Annotated in this window: 18 protein-coding genes; 5 read left to right on the top strand and 13 right to left on the bottom strand. The window is 68.1% G+C overall.

What is annotated here, in order from left to right:
- Positions 1 to 13: 13 nt before the first annotated feature.
- From KO481_RS34770 to KO481_RS34805, 8 genes are all read right to left on the bottom strand, one after another.
- On the bottom strand, positions 14 to 1,426 hold the full coding sequence (locus tag KO481_RS34770; RefSeq protein WP_215922742.1) for an aldehyde dehydrogenase family protein: 1,413 nt from the start codon (positions 1,424 to 1,426) through the stop codon (positions 14 to 16).
- Positions 1,423 to 3,018, bottom strand: a complete 1,596-nt coding sequence (locus KO481_RS34775; RefSeq protein WP_215922743.1) for a thiamine pyrophosphate-binding protein — start codon at positions 3,016 to 3,018, stop codon at positions 1,423 to 1,425. Before KO481_RS34775 ends, KO481_RS34770 begins: the two co-directional genes overlap by 4 nt.
- A 2-nt stretch (positions 3,019 to 3,020) precedes the next feature.
- The gene (locus KO481_RS34780; protein ID WP_215922744.1) at positions 3,021 to 3,827 is read right to left on the bottom strand and encodes an SDR family oxidoreductase; all 807 of its coding nucleotides are present in this window, start codon (positions 3,825 to 3,827) and stop codon (positions 3,021 to 3,023) included.
- Positions 3,828 to 3,855: 28 nt separating this feature from the next.
- Positions 3,856 to 5,904: an acetate--CoA ligase family protein gene (locus KO481_RS34785; RefSeq protein WP_215922745.1), complete on the bottom strand. Its 2,049-nt coding sequence runs from the start codon at positions 5,902 to 5,904 to the stop codon at positions 3,856 to 3,858.
- Positions 5,905 to 5,948: 44 nt separating this feature from the next.
- Positions 5,949 to 7,172 (bottom strand): Glu/Leu/Phe/Val dehydrogenase dimerization domain-containing protein, encoded by a 1,224-nt coding sequence (locus tag KO481_RS34790; protein ID WP_215922746.1) that lies wholly within the window; start codon positions 7,170 to 7,172, stop codon positions 5,949 to 5,951.
- A gap of 153 nt (positions 7,173 to 7,325) precedes the next feature.
- Positions 7,326 to 7,928 carry a TetR/AcrR family transcriptional regulator gene (locus tag KO481_RS34795; RefSeq protein WP_215922747.1) on the bottom strand — a complete coding sequence of 201 codons (603 nt, stop codon included), beginning with the start codon at positions 7,926 to 7,928 and terminating at the stop codon, positions 7,326 to 7,328.
- Between the two features lie 132 nt (positions 7,929 to 8,060).
- The gene (locus tag KO481_RS34800; protein WP_215922748.1) at positions 8,061 to 8,324 is read right to left on the bottom strand and encodes a hypothetical protein; all 264 of its coding nucleotides are present in this window, start codon (positions 8,322 to 8,324) and stop codon (positions 8,061 to 8,063) included.
- 97 nt (positions 8,325 to 8,421) lie between these two features.
- Positions 8,422 to 9,984: an APC family permease gene (locus KO481_RS34805; protein ID WP_215922749.1), complete on the bottom strand. Its 1,563-nt coding sequence runs from the start codon at positions 9,982 to 9,984 to the stop codon at positions 8,422 to 8,424.
- 164 nt (positions 9,985 to 10,148) lie between these two features.
- Between KO481_RS34805 and KO481_RS43615 the strand changes: the two genes are divergently transcribed.
- Positions 10,149 to 10,286, top strand: a complete 138-nt coding sequence (locus KO481_RS43615) for a hypothetical protein (RefSeq protein WP_245401929.1) — start codon at positions 10,149 to 10,151, stop codon at positions 10,284 to 10,286.
- 270 nt (positions 10,287 to 10,556) lie between these two features.
- Positions 10,557 to 10,787 carry a TetR family transcriptional regulator C-terminal domain-containing protein gene (locus KO481_RS43620; protein WP_308166892.1) on the top strand — a complete coding sequence of 77 codons (231 nt, stop codon included), beginning with the start codon at positions 10,557 to 10,559 and terminating at the stop codon, positions 10,785 to 10,787.
- A 145-nt stretch (positions 10,788 to 10,932) separates the two neighbouring features.
- Here KO481_RS43620 and KO481_RS34815 read toward each other — a convergent pair whose 3' ends face one another.
- The 4 genes from KO481_RS34815 to KO481_RS34830 all read right to left on the bottom strand — a co-directional run bounded on the left by KO481_RS34815 (position 10,933) and on the right by KO481_RS34830 (position 14,088).
- Positions 10,933 to 11,304: an SgcJ/EcaC family oxidoreductase gene (locus KO481_RS34815; RefSeq protein ID WP_308166889.1), complete on the bottom strand. Its 372-nt coding sequence runs from the start codon at positions 11,302 to 11,304 to the stop codon at positions 10,933 to 10,935.
- Positions 11,217 to 12,419 (bottom strand): RNA polymerase subunit sigma-70, encoded by a 1,203-nt coding sequence (locus tag KO481_RS34820; RefSeq protein WP_215922750.1) that lies wholly within the window; start codon positions 12,417 to 12,419, stop codon positions 11,217 to 11,219. Before KO481_RS34820 ends, KO481_RS34815 begins: the two co-directional genes overlap by 88 nt.
- Before the next feature lie 244 nt (positions 12,420 to 12,663).
- Positions 12,664 to 13,632 (bottom strand): oxidoreductase, encoded by a 969-nt coding sequence (locus KO481_RS34825; protein ID WP_215922751.1) that lies wholly within the window; start codon positions 13,630 to 13,632, stop codon positions 12,664 to 12,666.
- An 81-nt stretch (positions 13,633 to 13,713) separates the two neighbouring features.
- Entirely contained in the window at positions 13,714 to 14,088 is a 375-nt protein-coding gene (locus tag KO481_RS34830; protein ID WP_215922752.1) for a hypothetical protein, read from the bottom strand.
- Positions 14,089 to 14,212: 124 nt separating this feature from the next.
- Between KO481_RS34830 and KO481_RS34835 the strand changes: the two genes are divergently transcribed.
- Positions 14,213 to 14,749 (top strand): TetR/AcrR family transcriptional regulator, encoded by a 537-nt coding sequence (locus KO481_RS34835; RefSeq protein ID WP_245401930.1) that lies wholly within the window; start codon positions 14,213 to 14,215, stop codon positions 14,747 to 14,749.
- A 541-nt stretch (positions 14,750 to 15,290) separates the two neighbouring features.
- Here the strand turns inward: KO481_RS34835 and KO481_RS34840 are convergent.
- Positions 15,291 to 15,773 (bottom strand): MarR family winged helix-turn-helix transcriptional regulator, encoded by a 483-nt coding sequence (locus KO481_RS34840; RefSeq protein WP_215922754.1) that lies wholly within the window; start codon positions 15,771 to 15,773, stop codon positions 15,291 to 15,293.
- Positions 15,774 to 15,881: 108 nt separating this feature from the next.
- Between KO481_RS34840 and KO481_RS34845 the strand changes: the two genes are divergently transcribed.
- A complete protein-coding gene (locus KO481_RS34845) occupies positions 15,882 to 16,226 on the top strand; it encodes an EthD domain-containing protein (RefSeq protein WP_215922755.1) in 345 nt (114 codons plus the stop codon).
- A 136-nt stretch (positions 16,227 to 16,362) separates the two neighbouring features.
- Positions 16,363 to 17,226, top strand: a complete 864-nt coding sequence (locus tag KO481_RS34850) for a DODA-type extradiol aromatic ring-opening family dioxygenase (RefSeq protein WP_215922756.1) — start codon at positions 16,363 to 16,365, stop codon at positions 17,224 to 17,226.
- The last annotated feature ends 265 nt before the right edge of the window (positions 17,227 to 17,491 follow it).

Below are 17,491 nucleotides of genomic sequence, written 5' to 3' on the forward strand. Positions count from 1 at the left end.
GGTGCGGGCGCGATCACAGCTGGACGGAGGTGATCTCGGTGAACTCCTCTATGCCGACCAGACCGAGCTCGCGTCCGAGCCCTGATTTCTTCCAGCCGCCGAAGGGGGCCAGCGGGTTGAAGGCGGCACCGTTGATGTCGACCTGACCGGTGTCCATCCGGCCGGCCACGGCGAGGGAACGCTCGCGATCGGCGGACCAGACGGCGCCCGCGAGCCCGTACTCGCTGTCGTTCGCGGCTGCGATCGCGTCCTCGTCGCCGTCGTGCGGGAGCACCACGAGGACGGGGCCGAAGATCTCCTCCCGCGCGATCGGGTCGCCGCGGTCGACATCGGCGAGCACCGTCGGACGCAGGAAGTGCCCGCGCTCGGCGATGGTCGCGGTGCCGCCGGCCGCCAGCCGGGCCCCGCGGTGCAGGGCGTCCTCGACGGCCTCGACGATCGACGCGCGCTGCCGGCCGGAGATCACCGGGCCGAGTTGCGTCGCCCGGTCGCGGGGATCGCCCACGATCAGGGTGTCGGCGTGCGAGGCCGCGATGTCGACGGCTTCGGCGTACCGGGACCGGGGCACGATCAGCCGGGTCCAGGCGCTGCAGGTTTGGCCGCTGTTGAGCATCGCGGCATCCACCGAGCCGGTGACCGCGGCCTCCAGGTCGGCGTCGTCGAGAACGACGCTGGCGGACTTGCCGCCGAGCTCGAGGCAGGCGCGCTTGAGCTGTTCGCCCGCCACCCGGGCCACCTGCCGGCCGACCGGGGTGGACCCGGTGAAGGAAACGACGTCGACGCCGGGGTGCTCGACGATGGCCGAGCCGACCAGCGAGCCGGGACCGGGCACCAGGTTGACCACGCCCGCCGGGAGCCCGGCGGCGAGCATGGCGTCGCAGAACAGGTAGGTCGACAGGGGGGTCAGTTCGGCGGGCTTGACCACCGCGGTGCAGCCGGCCGCCAGTGCTGCCCCGACCTTCGCGGCGAGCTGGTAGAGCGGGTAGTTCCACGGCGTGATGGCGCCGATCACTCCGGCGGGCCTGCGCAGGATCGTCGAGTTTCCGATGACGCTGTGCAGCGGTTCCTCGCGGGAGATTCGCGCGAACGACGCGATGATCTCGATCGCGAGGTCCACGTGTGCCTCCTCGGCCACGGTGACCGGGGCACCGACCTCGGCGACAGTGGCGGCGACCAGCTGCGCGCGGTCGGCGAGCAGCTGGGCGTGTATCGCGTCGAGCAGATCGGCCCTCGTCGTGGCATCCGTTCGGCCCCATTCGATCCCGGCCGCCCGCGCGGCGCGGACGGCGGCGTCGACATCGTCGACCGTCGCTACGGCTGCGCTGCCGACGACCTCCTCGGTGGCGGGGTCGTACACCGTGGAGATCTGCTTCCGTTGCTGCCAGATGCCGTCGATGAGGACGGTCTCGCGCATCCAGGTGGTCATCGGGATACCTCGTCTTCTCGTACGTGAATCAGGGTCGGCCGGTCCGCGGTCAGGGCTGCGGCCACCGCCGGGCCCACCTGCTCGGTGGACTCGGCCGCGACGCCGTGGCACCCCAGCGCCCGGGCGAGCGCGGGAAAGTCGGGCGCGCCCAGGTCGACGGCGTGCACGGCCTCGTCACGGTCGGCCATCTCGTTGCGGATTTCGCCGTAGCCGCCGTTGTCGACGACGACGATCGGGATCGGCAGCCGGGCCTCGGCCGCGGCGGCCAGTTCTGCGATGGTGAACATGACCCCGCCGTCGCCCAGCATCGCCACCACCTGCCGCTGCGGCTCGGCCACCTTCGCGCCGATCGCGGCGGGCAGCCCGTAGCCGAGCGTGCCGAGGCCGGTGGGATAGAGGAACGACCGGGGCCGGTGTAGCGGTAGGTTCGACAGCGCGCCGTAGTAGCAAGCCATCGCGCTGTCGGCGGCGAGCACCGCGCTCTCGTCGAGCACCTCGTCGAGCACGGCGCACAGCCGCACGTAGCGAGCGCCCTCGGTCTGCGCATCCTGCCGGATCTTTGCGCGCCACTGCCGCGCCCGCTCGCCGCCGTCGCGGCCGGCTGCGGGCAGGCCCGTCGACAGCGCGGCGAGGGTGTGCGCCGCGTCGCCGACCAGTGCGACCGCGGGCCGGGCGTTGGTGGCCGCCGCCGTCGGGTCGATGTCGATCCGGATCAGCGTGGTGTCCTGGGCGATCGGGCCCCACCACCAGTCCGAGGGTGCGAGTTCGGTGCCCACGGCGATGACGACATCGCTGTCGGCGACGACTCCGGCCACGGACGGGTGCTGCAGTCCGGCGCCGAGCGAGAGCGGGTGGTCCTCGGACAGCACGCCCTTGCCGTTGGCGCTGGTGAGTACCGGCGCACCGAGAATCTCGGCCAGCTCCCGCAGTTCGGTGGCCGCGCCCGCGGCGCCGCCACCGGCGATCAGCAGCGGGCTGACGGCGCCGGCGATCAGCTCGAGAGCCGCGGTCAGCGACCGCGCGTCAGCGACCACGACGGCGGTGGGAACGGGAGCGACCGCGCTCACCTCCGCGGTGGCGTCGAGCAGGTCCAGCGGGATCTCGAGGTATGCCGGCCGGGGGCGGCCGGTAGCCATCGCGGCGAAGCACTGCGCGACCGCGAGCGGGATCTCGGCGACGCTGGTGACGCGCTGGGCGTGGGCGACCACGGAATCCATTGCGCGGAACTGGCTTTTGACCTCATGCAGGTAGCCGTTGCCGTTGCTGGGGTGACCGAGCGGCAGGCCTGGCGCGATGAACAGTACCGGCACCGAGTCCGAGTACGCCTGCGCCGCAGCGGCGGCCGCGTTGAGGATGGCGGGACCGGTGGTGGTGATGCACACCCCGGGCCGGCCGCTGACACGCGCGTAGCCGTCGGCGGCGTAGCCGGCGCCCTGTTCGTGGCGCGTCGAGATGTGTTCGATCCCGGACTCGGCCAGCGCCGCGTAGATCGGCAGGTTGTGGGTGCCGGGGATGCCGAAGACGGCCGCGACGTCATGCGCCGCCAAGGCGTCGACGAGGGCCTGGCCGCCGGTGCGGACGGTGCCGGTCATGCTCAGGCCCCCTTTGTGGGGTCGGTGTAGATGGCCTTGCCGAGCCACTGGCCGCCGTCGACGACCAGGACCTCGCCGGTGACGTAACCGGCGCGGTCGGAGAGCAGGTACGCCGCGGACTCGGACACCTCCTGCGGGGTGGTGAAGCGGCCGGCGGGCACGCTGGCGAGTACCTGAGCCCGGGCCTCGTCGGTCGGCCACAGCGCGGCGCCGGCGCCCTCGGTCTCGGTGGGGCCGGGGGCGATGCAGTTCAGCCGGACCCCGCGGGACGCCCACTCGACGGCGAGGGTGCGGGTCATCGCGACCACGCCCGCCTTAGCGGCCGCGCTGTGCACGGTGCCGGGGTGCCCGTGCCAGGCGTAGGTGGCGATCACGTTGAGGATCGAGCCGGAGCCGGCCTCGAGCATGTGCCGGGACGCGGCGCGGGTGCAGTGGAAGGTGCCGTTGAGGACGATGTCGATGACGGCCTTCCAGCCGTTCGGGGACAGGTTCTCGCCGGGGACGACGAAGTTGCCCGCCGCGTTGTTGACGAGGGCGTCGAGGCGGCCGGTGCGCTCGACCAGCGAGTCGATGGCTGCGTCGACGGCGGCGGCATCGCGCACGTCGCACGGCAGCACGATGCCCGCGCCGCCGGCCTGTTCGGCCAGTGTGACGGTCTCGTTGAGCGCGTCCTCGCGGCGTCCCATGACGGCGACCGTGCCGCCGGCTGCGGCCCAGCGCACCGCGACGGCCCGGCCGATGCCGGATCCGCCGCCGGTGACCACCGCGACGCGGTCGGCGAATTCGGCTCTGATGTCAGGTGCGGTCATGAATCGTTCCTTGCTAGGGGAGGTGTGGTCAGGGGTGCTGTTCGATGACGAGGGCGTCGACCGCGAGAACCCCGTCGGGGCTGACGCGCAGCGGGTTGATCTCGATCTCGGCGATGTCCGGGTGCGCGGCGGCGAGCTCGGACACGGCGGCGACCGCGGCGGCCAGGGCGTCGATGTCCACCGCCGGCTTGCCGCGCCAGCCGCGCAGCAGCGGAAAGCAGGTGAGGCGTTCGAGCATCGTGCGGGCGGTGTCCGGATCGACGGGCGCGGCTTCGACGGCGACGTCGCGGTACACCTCGGCCTCGGTGCCGCCGGCGCCGACCACGATCACCGCGCCCAGGTCGGGGTCGCGACGGGCGCCGAGCAGGATCTCCACCGTATTCGGGCGGGTGTCGAGCTCCTCGACGACGTAGTCGCCGTCGCCCAGCGCGGCATGCATGATGTCGAACGCGGCGGCTAGCGCCTCGGTGTCGGCGATGCCCACCATCACGCCACCGATCTCGCTCTTGTGCTCGAGCCAGGCCGCCTTGAGCACGTACGGTGCAGCAAGCCGCTCGGCGACGACCCCGAGATCCTCGCGACCACGTACCGAAACACAGCTGGGGAACCGGATTCCGGTGTCGCGCAGGAGCTTCTGCGCGCCCAGGTAGCCGACCTCGATCGGGTCGGTGCGGCGCGCGGGACGTCGCTGTTCCCGCCCGGACGCGGCCAGCCGGGCGGCGTTCGCGAGGGCACGGACCGCGGTATCGATCGCCGGGTAGGCCGGGATGGACTTGGCGCGCAACTCGTCGAGGGCGGCGTTGCCCTCGACCATGGCGTGCACCAGCAGCGGCTTGCCAGCTGCCGCGGAGGCCGCGCCCATCCGGCGCAGGATCTCGAGCTCGCGCTCGGCGAGCGACGGGGTATCGGCGCCGTAGGTGCCGAAGTACCCGGTGAGCACGACGGCGTCCACCTCGTCGGAGTTCAGCAGTCGCGCGACGATGTCGGAGTAGGAGGCCAGGTCCTGCTCGCCCGCGCCGGCCAGGTCGACCGGGTTGCTGCATGCCGCGCCGGTCGGGAGTTGCCCGGCCAGAGCCGATTCCAGGCCGGTCGAGAATTCAGGGACCCGCAGTCCGGCCGCCGATGTCACGTCCGCGGCGATGCCGGTCTGGCCGCCACTGTCGCCGACGATGGCCACCCGGCGTCCGCCCGGTAGCGGGCTCGCCAGCAGCAGCCGAGCCAGGTCGACGAGCTCAGCGGGGGTGCCGACCCGGACCGCGCCCGCCACTCGTAGTGCGGCGTCGACGACGTCGGTGCTGGAGGTGAGCGAGCCCGTGTGCGAGCGGGCCAGCCGGGTGCTGGCCTCGCTGCCGCCGACGGTGAGCACGATCGTGTGCTTGCCGGCCCGCCGCAGCAGCGTGAGCGCCTCGACGATCTCGGCGCCACCCGCGAACGACTCGAGGTATAGCGCGACGACCCGGGTGGCCTCGTCGGCGGCGAGCTCACCGAGCAACTCGGCCGCGCGCACATCCGTTTGGTTCCCGATCGAGACGAAGCGGGAGACACCGAGTCCGCTACGGGCGGCGAGCAGCGCGATCTCCGATCCCACCTGGCCGCTTTGCGAGACCACTGCGATCGGACCCGCCGTGAACTGCCCCCAGGCCAGGCACAGCTCGTGCGCGGCGTCGTAGAGACCCAGGCTGTTCATCCCGACCAGGCGTGCCCCTGCCGCGCGGATCCGCTTCGCGATCCCGGGCTCGTCCGGGACACCTGAGGTGATCCCCAGGAAGCCGCGGACACCCAGTGCGAGCGCCTGGTCTACCACCGTGCTGACATGCGGCCCTGGCACACACAGCGCCACGAGTTCGGGAACGGTGGGCAGCTCGCCCAGGTCAGCGTGGCTGGCCTCGCCCAGGATTTCCGCGCGGGACCGGTTGACGAGGTACACCTGCCGACGGTGGCGACCGCTCAGTGCGCCCTTGGCCAGCCAGTAGCCCCACTTCGCGGGGTCGGCGGTGGATCCGACGACCGCTACCGAGGCGGGGTCGCAGAAGACCCTCAGGTCGGAGTCGGTCGTCGGGGCGGGGGTGGGTGCCATGGGTGTGGATCTCCTGGGCGTGGATCGGGGCGGAGCAGTCGGCGTCAGTAGGTCGGGAACTGCGCGGTGAGCTCGGTGAGCTTTTCCGAGGCCAGCGTGAACGCGGCCTCGCGGGTGCTGATGCGGTGCTTGTCGGCGAGGTCGAACATCTGCGTGCTCAGCGCGCGCATGCGGGTGCTGATCTTGTCGAAGGATTGCGCGGCGCTGCCGTCGATGTCGCCGAAGAGCACCCACCACCACCAGGCATTGGTCGCCGAGTTGGCGAGGAAGTCGGGGGAGACGACGACGCCGCGTTCGACGAGCGCCGCCTCGGCGCTCGGGGTAATCGGCATGTTCGCGGCCTCGACGACGAGGCGGGCCTGCACCTGGGCCTGGTTGGTGTTGTCTATGCAGTACGAGGTGGCGGCTGGGATCAGCACCTCGGCCTCGACGGCGAGCCACTCCGACGACGGCAGCTCGCTGTCACCGGGCGCGAGTTGTGCGCGGTCCACCCCGCCGGTCGCATCGCGGGTCAGCAGCAGCTTCTCCACGTCGAGGCCCTCCGGGTTGGCGACCACGCCGTGCACATCGGCGATGCCGACGATGCGCACGCCCGCCTTGGCGAGGTAGCGCGCGGTGGCGCCGCCCATCGAGCCGAAGCCCTGCACGAGGGCGCGGGTCTGCTTCGGGTCCATGCCCTGGCGCTCCATCGCGGCGAGGGCGGCCTCGGCAACGCCGTAGCCGCCGACCAGCTCGTCCAGCTGGACCCCGTCGACATCGGTGCCGAACGCGGTCTTCATCCGGGCCGCCGCGGCCGCGGTGTCGTCGATGACACGATGCGCCGCCTGCACCGAGCTCTGCAGGCCGAGGTCGGCGAGCGCCGCGTCGACGGCGTCCTGGCGGACACCGAAGTCTTCGCCCATGGTCCAGCGCTGCTCGATCAGCGGCGCCATGGCCGCGAGGTAGCGGCGCAGCACGCTGTCGGCGTCGGGGTGGTACGGGTCGAAGTCGATGCCGCCCTTGGCGCCTCCGAGCGGGACGTACTGCGCGCCGCCCTCGAAGTGGATGGCCTCCTTGAGTGTCATCCCCCGAGCCAGGCCGCGCACCTCGTTGAGAGTGCAGCCGGCCCGCATCCGCAGACCGCCGCTGGAGATGCCGCGGACGAGGCGATCGATGACCAGGTAGCCCGTCGCGTCGGTCTCGGTGTCGCGCCAGATTGCCTCGAAGAACGGGTCGTCGGCGCGGGTGGAGTCGGCGGAACCGATCGCGTTCGGAAGGGTCAAGGACATGGTGTTCCTGCGCTCTCTCTCAGCTACTAACTGATTGCTCAGTCAGTATGGGAGAGCGGCCGGAGCCAAGTCAATAGCCACCGCCGAAATTCCCTCTCCCGCCAGGTTGTCCTCAGCGATCGGGGTCTTCGAGGCGGAGTGTCTGCCGGGTCGTCAGAGGCCCAGTTCGGTGCGGATCGCGCGATCCACCCAGCTGGCCACGTCGGTGGTGGAGACGGCGCCGTCGAGGGCGACCAGTTGGACGGCGAGGCCGTCGAGCATCGCGGTCAGCCGCCATGTCGCGCCCTGTGGGTCGTCGGTGCGGAACTCGCCGTTGTCGACGCCCTCGCGGATCAGGTCGGTAACCACCTCGCGCCAGCGCATGTCCAGCCGATGGGTGACATCGCGCAGCGCGGGCAGCCGCAGGCAGGCGGACCACGTCTCGATCCACAGCCGCCAGCCCACCGCCCGGCCGGTTGGGCCGTACTCGTTCAGCACCGCCCGCAGCCGGTCCTCGACGCTGCCGTCGGTCTGCGCGAGCACCGCGTCGAGATTGGCCAGGTCGTTCTCGGCGGCCAGCTCGAACGCGCTGACAACGACGTTCTCGAGGGTCTTGAAGTGGTAGAAGATCAGCGCGGTGCTCACGCCGAGCGCCTCGGCGATGTCGGCGGCGCGCAGGCGGTCGATCCCGTTCTGGGTGACCAGGTCGAGCGTGATCGAGAGGATCTCGTTGCGACGATCCTCGGTCTCTTTCCGATGCTTTGGCTGCCTTGTCACACCGCTCAAGCTACTGCACCCCGGTGTCTGCGCCGAACCGCCATCGCACGGCGCGGGGGCGGCAGGTGTGCGATGGCGACTCGGTGCCTGTGCGTGGCGATCACGCACGGGTACTTCGATTTTCGTGATCTCTCATGCGCTCGCAGCCGCCGGGGCTGTGTCCTCGGCCGGCCCCGCTGGGACCGTCGCCGAGCGTCGTGCCCGCACAATGAGTTCGACCACGGCGATCACTGCGATGTTCACGATCAGGCCGCTGATATCGGTGTTGATGTGTGGCCCGCGGATCGGCGAGAAGGTGAAAGGGATGACCACGAAAACACCCGCACACAGGCCGGCAATGAACGAGACATTGTCCAGCGGGCACTTGCGCAGCAGTGCCGCGGCGATCGTCGGCACCACCTGCCGGTAGGCGATCCCGGGGCACCGATACCGCGGTGGCGCGGACTCGTTGCCCCGGGACCGCCTGCTCGGACCGGGTAGCGGTAGTGCGGCCCTACGATATCGCCGAGTGCGCGGGCTCGATGGTCTCCAGTTCCAGGGAGGTAGAGCTGAGCGGGACCTGCTTGCGTCCGATGGCTACGAAGATAAGGCCCACCAGCAAGAAGGCTGCCAATGGCACCAGTTGCGTGATCTCGTAGGTTCCGCGCTCACCGGTAAAGGCCGAGGGCAGCAAGTCGTCGGCTGCGCCGTTCCCGAACCACCCCGCACCCAGTCCGGGCCACACCAGCTGGACCATTGTGTAGACGACGATGGCGGTCGTCAGCACCGCTGCCGCGTTCATTCCGAGCCGGCCCCCGGGCACCGAGAAGGGGCGCGCGGCCTGTGGGTACTTGCGCCGTAGCACTGCCGCTGCGGGGAACTGCACCATGTACGCGACCATCGTCATCGAGATCGCGAGATTGAGCCCGGCGCTGAAATACTTGCCGGCGTCGCCGTGGGTGATGTTGAGCGCGGCGACCATGATCACCGTGGCGAGCACTCCCGACAGCACATTGACTCGAACGGGTGTGCCGAACCTGTCCGACAGGACACCGAAGAACCGCGGGCCCGCGCCGTCCGCGCACGCGATGGCCTGGGAGCGGCTTTCGCCCAGCGCCCAGGACACCCCGCTGGTGAACAGGCCGACGATGAGGCCGAGCGCGGCGATCACTCCGACCACGGCGCCCAGACCGCTCAGGTGTACCGTGCCGTCGGCGTTGATCTCACCGCCGTAGACGGTGAACACCGCTTTGCATGCGTCGATGAATCCTGAGAGGTTGGTGACCTGTTTGGCGGGCAGTACGAGCAGGATGCCGGCGACTGGCAGCGCCACCATCAGAAAGGACATGACTCCGGATCGCAGAACCGCGAGCGGAATGGTTCGCTGCGGCTGATCCATCTCCTCGGCCGCTGAACTCGACAGTTCGAATCCGACGAAGGTGAAGACGATGACCGGAATCAGCGCGACGAAACCGGCATAGGTCGGTGAGAATCCGTGCCAGACGATGTGCTGCACGCCGCGCCGGAAACCGTAGACCAGTGTGGAGACGAAGAAGAATCCGAGCAGGATCATGCGGGCCCACGCTCCCACCAGCGGAACCCAGCGGCCGACTCGTACCGCCACCGACGTGGACAGCACGCCCGCCCAGATGAACGCCAAGCCGACCAGGTAGGTCCAGGCGCCGGACAGGGGGTGGACGAATTTCGAGAAGGTCTCGATCGCGACGACGCACAGCGTCCCACCGACCCAGACCGGATTGGACAACCAGTAGACCAGCTGAGTGATGCCGGCAACGAGGCGGCCGAAGGCCAGGCGGCACCACATGTACTGCCCGCCCTCGACCGGGAAGGTCGCGCTCAGTTCCGCGACGATCAGACCGTAGGGCACGAAGAACAGAAGGGCCAGAACCAAGAGCCAGGTAAATGCCTGCGGCCCGGACGCGGCAAGGGATCCGATTGTGTCCAGTCCCACCAGCGAGCAGATGAGCAGGAAGAATGCGTCGAAGCGCCGCAATCCGAGTTTGAGCTTCGTCTTGGTCTCGGACAGGAAGTCGATGCTGTCGATGCTGGTTGTCATGGGCATGAGGCCCCTTCTCGAACTGATGCGGAAAGATATCACGGCACTCTACTAACTGATTGATCAGACAGTGTCGCGGGTAACAGGGTGCGGTGCATCACACCGGATGTCAACCCTTCGGCGGCAAAACGGTGTCTCAACCCCGCGGAGGTAGGTTGTCCGCTGTGGCACGTGTCAAGAAGGACGCCGAGCGTCGCCGCGAGGAGATGCTGCGGGCGACCGTCGAGCTGATCGGGGAAATGGGAGTCAGCGGGTGCGTGCGGCCGATCTCGCCAAGCAACTTGGCGTCAGCACGGCGCTGATCTTCTATCACTTCGAGTCGCTGGACAACCTGATCGTCAGTGCCTTTCGGTATTCGACCGAGCGGGATCTGGCCAGGCTCGATCTGCTGTTACGCACGGACTCCGACACCACAACCGAGCGTCTGTACATCGCGCTGCGCGAGTATGGCCCGACCGGATCGGCACCCAACTGGCGACTGTGGATCGAGTGGTGGACGGCGTCACTGCGCAATCCTGGCCTGCGCGCGGTGATGCGAGCCCTGGACGGCAGTTGGCGCGCGATGGTCACGGATCGCCCAGGGCGTCGCGGCCGGCGAGTTCCGCACCGCCGATCCGCGCGGCGCGGCTTGGCGGCTGACGGCGATGCTCGACGGTCTCGCCGTGCAGCGTGTGGCCTTGGACGAGGCGGTGACCCGGACCGATATCGAGAACTGGATGCTGGCCACCCTAGCGGCGGAGCTCCGTGAGCAGTTCTTGACGCGACACCGCACTGCCGCTAAAACTAACTTATCGGTCAGTTAGTTAAGGAGGTGGCAGTGCCTCTTACACTGCCTCATGCGATCACGGAGACCGCGACGACGGATTCTCCGTTGCTGGAAGTGACCTGGTGTGATTCCGAGGCGGAGGCGCGGGGTTACCTGCTGAGGTGGCTAGTTCACGCCGCGGCTCACTGGGCAGGCGCTAGTACCGGGCTGTTGTGATAGGCGGCGATCAGCCACTGGCTGTCGCGCTTCTCGAACACCCAGGTCGCGTTCACTTTGCGCTCGTCGGCGGGAACTTCGGTCTCGCCGGCGAACAGGATGGCGGATTCGCTGATGACGATCGCGGCATCCTTGCCGACGAAGCGGATGCTGAGCTGCTTGTTGTAGGTCGAGCTGCCCGCGAGCGGCCCTTCGAAGGCCAGTGCCATGTTCTGGCGGATCACCTCACGGCTGTCGCGGAGCGAGCCGGTCATGATGGCGGTCGCGTCCGCGGTGTAGTTGGCGACCATGGCGTCGGCGTCGCCCGCCTCCCATGCCTTGTAGGAATCAGCCAGCACGGTCTGGATTGCGGCCTCGTCTGCGGCACGATGGTTCGACATCGGAGTCTCCCTTGTTGATCGGCTCGCCTGGAGTGTTCCGGCGACCTCGGGAGTACATACCGGCGGCGGCGCCTGAACTCATCGCGCCCGCTGGAAAGAAAATCTCGGGTCTGAGCGTCGAGTCGGGCCGCCAGGCCGAAAGCCGCGAAAATCTCGGGATCCTGGAACACCGAATTCCGGCTGATGCCCTCGGCGGTGACTGTGAAGATCTGGAGCGTGTGCAGTTCGTACCGGCCATCGACGCGCTGATAGGCGGCGAATCCGGGTTGGCCGCCGTTGGCGGCGACCTGCTCGAGAAGCCAGTCCTTCCCGGCCGCCTCGAAGACCCATTCCATGAACAGGCCGTAGTTGCTGCGGCCGGAGAACCAGTTGAGCATCGGCGGCATCTCCATGATGACGTCCTCGGTGAGCAGACGCTTGAGGCCTTCGACGTCGGCGTGCGCGAACGCCGTCATGTAGCGCTCGACCCAGGCGCGCTGCTCGGCCGTGGACGGCTCGCCGACCCGTTCCAGCCCGACCCCGATGCCCTTCAGGCGGGCGCGTGCCCGCTGCAGGGAGCTGTTCACCGATACGACGGTGGTACCGAGGATTTCCGCCGTCTCGGCCGCGGAGAAGCTGAGTACCTCACGCAGGATCAGCGCACCGCGCTGGCGTGCCGACAGGTGCTGTAGGGCGGAGGCGAATGCCAAGCGCAGGCTGCTGTGATCGATCACGGTCCCGGCCGGGTCGCCGGTGTCCAGCAACGAATCCGGTAAGGGCTGCAGCCAGGCGGCGTGCTCTCCCCGGACGAGCGGCCCGAGCGGATCGGTCGCGGACACCAGTCCCGATGGCAGTGGTCGGCCGCCGCGAGTCTGCAGAGCGGTCAGGCAGGCGTTGGTCGCGATCCGGTAGAGCCAGGTACGCAGTGAGCTGCGCGTATCGTCGTACTGCTCCCGCGCCCGCCACGCCCTCAGATACGTGTCCTGGACCAGGTCCTCTGCGTCGTGCGCCGAGCCCAACATTCGGTAGCAGTACGCCAGCAGCTCCGTCCGGAACGGTTCGATCCGACGATCGAAGCCTTCTTCCTTCGTCATCACGCCTCATCTCCACTGCCGCCGCAAGCACCATACCGGCGACTGCGGTGATCATCCGCTGTGGACGGATCGACCACCACGTGGGTCGTCAACCGCGAGGAGTGCCGATAACCAGTGAACCGCCAAAACCGCAGCTCATGCCTTCGGTGTCACCTTGCGCGGGCCTACCGGCTTGATCCGGAGCGTCGGCCCTTCGGCGGTCGGGTGGTTCAGATTTCCATACTGCGACGGGTGCGGTCGATCCCTACATCGCGGTTGCGTGGTGGGCGCCTGGCGCGGTCGGGCGGTCACCGAGCGGGTAACTGACGCCAGTCATCTGCTCGGACAGCTCCCACAGTCGTTGTTGGGCGTTGGCGTCATGGGACTGCGGGATGGATTGGACCTGAACGGGATGTCCGGTCCATTCGTTGCGGCCGTCGGGTCCGTAGTACTGACCGCCGGTCGCGGCGGGATCCACGGCGGCGCGGACGATGGATAGTGCGGCCGTTGTCGAATCCTGCAACATCCACCAGGTGAGCAGTCGCAGCCGGGGGCTGGTGAAGATCCGGATCGGGAGCTGGTCTGCGCCGAAGGCGGTGCGGGCATTGCCGGGATGAGCGGCCACGGCTATCGTCGGCGCTCCGACCGCAGCGAGTCGGCGCTGGAGTTCATAGGTGAACAGCAGGTTGGCCAGTTTGGACTGGAAGTAGGCGTGATTGAAGCGGTATCCGTGGGCGAAGTGCAGGTCGTCGAAATTCATCACGCCGCGTTTGTGGCCGACACTACTGACCGTAACCACCCGCGAGCCCGGAGTGTTCAGCAGTCGTTCCATGATCTGTCCGGTAAATGCGAACGCGCCGAGATGATTTGTAGCCAAGGTTTTTTCGAACCCATCCTCGGTGACTTCACGGCGGCGGATCACCGCCCCGGCATTGTTGATCAGCAGATCCACCCTGGCATGGTCCCGCATGATCCGGACGGCGGCCCGGCGGACCGATGCCTGCGAGCATAGATCCAATCCCAGCGTGCGCACCGACGCTGTCGGGGCTTCGGCAAGGATCCGATCCCTGGCTTCGTCGGCCTTGCCGATGTCGCGGCAGGCCAGGACAACCACCATGTTGCGGCGCGCGAGTATCCGTGCCGTCTCGAAGCCCAAACCCGAATTCGCTCCGGTGATGACAGCAGTACGACCGTCCTGGTCAGGGACTTCGCGTTCGGACCAACGAGTGGCCATGGTTCTCTCCTGTTCGATGCTTACGATGTCCGACGGTTGGCTGTGACGAAAGTTCTTCAGCGGCAGAGACACCGTGGCGGTCTACGACGCAGTCCGGGGCCGGCGAGGGCGGCGGTGCCCCAGGAGCGCCCAGCCGAAAGCTGTTACCAGGACACCGTGGACCGCGACGCCACGCCAGGCCTCCCGGCCGATCGTGCCGTCGGCGATGGCGGCGGCGTCCACCCCGCCCAGCACCGCGTTCATGACGAGGTTGGCCAGCAGGATGCCTGAACGGGGCGTGCTCGACCAGTTCGCGACCGCGAAGCCGACCAGGGTGGCCCCAATGGTGCGAGTGGTGAAGACATCGAAGGGGCTGGGGTCGGGCTTCAATCCTGCCGCCGCTGTGCGCGGGATCAGCAGCGCCAGCGAGCCGACTGCACCCGAGTAGAGCGCCGAGGCTCGTAGCAGCAGAGACATGGCATCCTCCGGCAAGGTGCGGAATAATCGGGACGACCATCCCGGTCAGAACTATCCGGGATGCACATCCCGTTTGTCAATGTTCGGCTCGAGAGGAGTTGCCGTGACCCGAGCGTCTCGGCCGATGCGGTCTGACGCCCAGCGCAACCGCGAACAAGTGCTACGCAGCGCAGCGGAAGCCTTTGCCGTGGAGGGACTGTCGGTGCCGGTACACGAGATAGCCCGGCGCGCGGGCGTTGGTACCGGCACGGTAAGCCGGCACTTCCCCACCAAAGAGTCGCTCTACGCCGCGGTCTTGGTCGAGCGTATGCGTCAGCTCAGCGACTACGCAGATGCTCAGGCTGCCGAGAATGACCCCGGGACTGCGTTTTTCGCACTCCTCACCAGGCTGGCTCACGAAGGCGCCGCTCATCGAGGTTTGGCGGAGGCTCTGGCGGGCAGTGGATTCGACATCGAAGCCGCGGCATCGTCTGCCGACTGCAATGTCTCCGACCGGCTGCGCAGACTATTGTCCGAAGCGCAACACGCAGGCGCGGTCGATCCCGTTGTCACTTTCGCCGACGTCAAGGCCCTGATGGCCGGTTGCCTGGCTTACGACGGTCCCGGCCCGGACCGGGTCATCGACGTAATCTGCCGCGGACTCCGCCCGACGTCCGGTTGACCCACTCCTGGTTGTCCACGCCCACCGTCGCAGCCACTCGCCGAAACAACCGTGTTGAGAGACAAGGGAATATCGTTGTGCCGCCGCGCAGCCCGTAAGCTGTCGTTCTGACCGCTGCGCAGCGGTCGGTATTGGAAGCGATCACCCGCCGGTTCTCGGCGCAGGATCGAAGAGTGAGTGCTGCGGGCACGGATCGTGCTCGCAGCCTGCTGCGAACATCAGGTGGGATGACCGGGAGGCGAAGCCGCAGGTGGCCCTCGGTCTCTGTTGACCACTACCGTCGAGTCGATGACTAGGAAACGCACCCTCGGTTCGCTTAGCGTTAGGACCACAGATTGGCAATACCGCAGGTCAATGGCCTGCGGTTTTGTTGCGTTCGGGTAGTTATCCGAACCGTTTCCGTGCTGGAGCGCGCACTGCCGATTACAGGATGTGCCGCGGGCTGTGAGGCCGGCGGTCTCCAGGAGGCGTTGTGAGGCGCAGGCAATCACATCGCGCGTCGTGAAGCAAAGGCCGCGCGGTGTGCGGGCGGTGAGCGGACTCACCCGGTGGGACCACCGGCGGTCTCCCGCCGCACGGTCTCAGCGATGCTGGAAAGTGCCGTGCCGAGGTGTCGGCGCTGCACAGTAGTCAGCGGGTCGAACACGAGTCGGCGCACGTGCGCGACATGTCCCGGCGCGCTGTCGACCACCTTCTGCCGACCATCGCCGGTCAGTGTGGCCAGGGTGTAGCGGCCGTCGCTCGGGTCGATTCGACGAACGATCCACTTCCGTGCCTCGAAGCGGTCCATCAGCTTCGACAGTCGCGGGAGAGTGCTGTCACAGCCTCGGGCCAGCTCACTGAGCCGCATGGTGACCTGATCCGCCATCGACAACCGGGCAAGCACGCTGTACTCGAAGTTCGAGATGCCCGCGTCACGCTGCAACTGACGGTCCAGGGCCGCAGGCAGCGCGATCACGACGGTGAGAAGGTCCTGCCAGAGTTCCTGCTGCTCGGCGTCGAGCCACGGCGTCGGTTCGTCCATACGGCCCACACTACTTGCCCAGGCAACAAGTATCAGTTGCCTGGGCAAGTGAATCGGTCTACCTTATGAGTTGCCCAGGCAAGTCAAATTCGATCTCGAGGAGTCCTAGTGATCAAGCTCAGCATCTTTCTGACCCGGCGGGCAGACCTCACCCACGAAGAGTTCGTGGATTACTGGACGCAGAAGCACACCCCGCTGATCGCGAGCGTGCCCGGTGGAGAGGTCCCAGTCCGGCGCTACGTACAGCTTTTGCCCACCAACGACGAGATCCCCGGCGTCAACACGGCCGTCTACGACGGTGTCGCCGAGGTGTGGGTCGACGACATCGGCGACGCCGCCCGCTGGTTCACCTCCGACACCTACACCACGACCATCGCCGCGGACGAGGAGAAGTTCATCGACCGCTCCCAGACTCGCTTCCTCTACACCACCGAGACCCCGATCTTCGGCTGAGCACCGCCGTCTGCGACGACTCGCCGCTCCGGGTCCAGCCGTCGGCCACAGGTGAACTCCCGCAACGAGTCCCGGGTGACCTGGTTATCAGGCCACCCGGGCCGCCCCCGCCCCGTCCGGTAAGGAACCACACACCATGACTACGCTGCCCACCGCTCGCATCCCGGCCGGGGCCTACGACGATCACCTCGCGCGGGTCCTGCCTCAGAGCCACGAACACCGGCTCTGGGTCCCTGCTGATGGGGCGCTGCCGAGCCTGTTCATCAGCCACGGAGCGCCCTTCACTCTCGACGACCCGCAGTGGCTCGACGACCTGTTCGTGTGGGCGCAGTCCATGCCCAAACCGAAAGCCATAGTGATCATCTCAGCGCACTGGGAGGACGCACCGGCCGCGATCTCGGGCACGGCGGCGGGCACCCCGCTCTACTACGACTTCAGCGGATTCCACCCCCGCTACAAGACCCTGCCCTACGCGACCCCGGATTCGACCGACCTCGCCCATCGGCTCGAGTCCACGCTCAGCCCGGCGACCACGGTGCATCAGCACCCGGACCGAGGTCTCGACCATGGCGCGTTCATCCCCCTCATGGCCATGTATCCCGCAGCCGACGTTCCGGTCGTCCAGCTGTCGATGCCCAGCCTCGATCCCGCGGCGTTACTCGAGTTCGGGGCACATCTGCGATCCCTGCGCGACGAAGGCATTCTGGTCATCGGCTCGGGCTTCATGACCCACAGCTTCGAGGTCTTCCGCCGCCCGGAACTTGCCGCCTACACCAAAGCCTTCGATGAGTGGGCTGTCGACGCACTCGGGCGCGGCGATGTCGATGCCCTCACCGACTACCGGCGCAAGGCGCCCGGCGCCGCGGTGGCCCACCCGACCGCCGACCACTATGTGCCCCTGCTGGTCACAGTCGGCGCCGCGAGCGACCCCGGCAGTGCCACCACCACGATCGACCGCATAGTCATGGGCAACTCCATCCGCTCGGTGCAGATGAACTGAGGGCCCTCAGGGCGAAATCCTCGAGATTCACGACCACAACGGCCACCTCGCGATCGAGGCGGCTGACCGCACCATAAGTAGCCGCATAGCGCGCTGAGGGAACCGGCCAGGCCGGGGTCGGGCCGAACGCACTGACATGGCTCCCCTCTCGTGTCAAGACGTGGGTTGCAGGTCGGGGTTAGGGGTGGATGGCGGTAGGTCCGGGTTGTGGCTTGTCCGAAGGGCCGGTTGCCGGGGTAGGGCCGGTCGCGCAGGAGTCAGTAGT

The organism is Nocardia albiluteola (assembly GCF_018860155.1).
Lineage (GTDB): Bacteria > Actinomycetota > Actinomycetes > Mycobacteriales > Mycobacteriaceae > Nocardia > Nocardia albiluteola.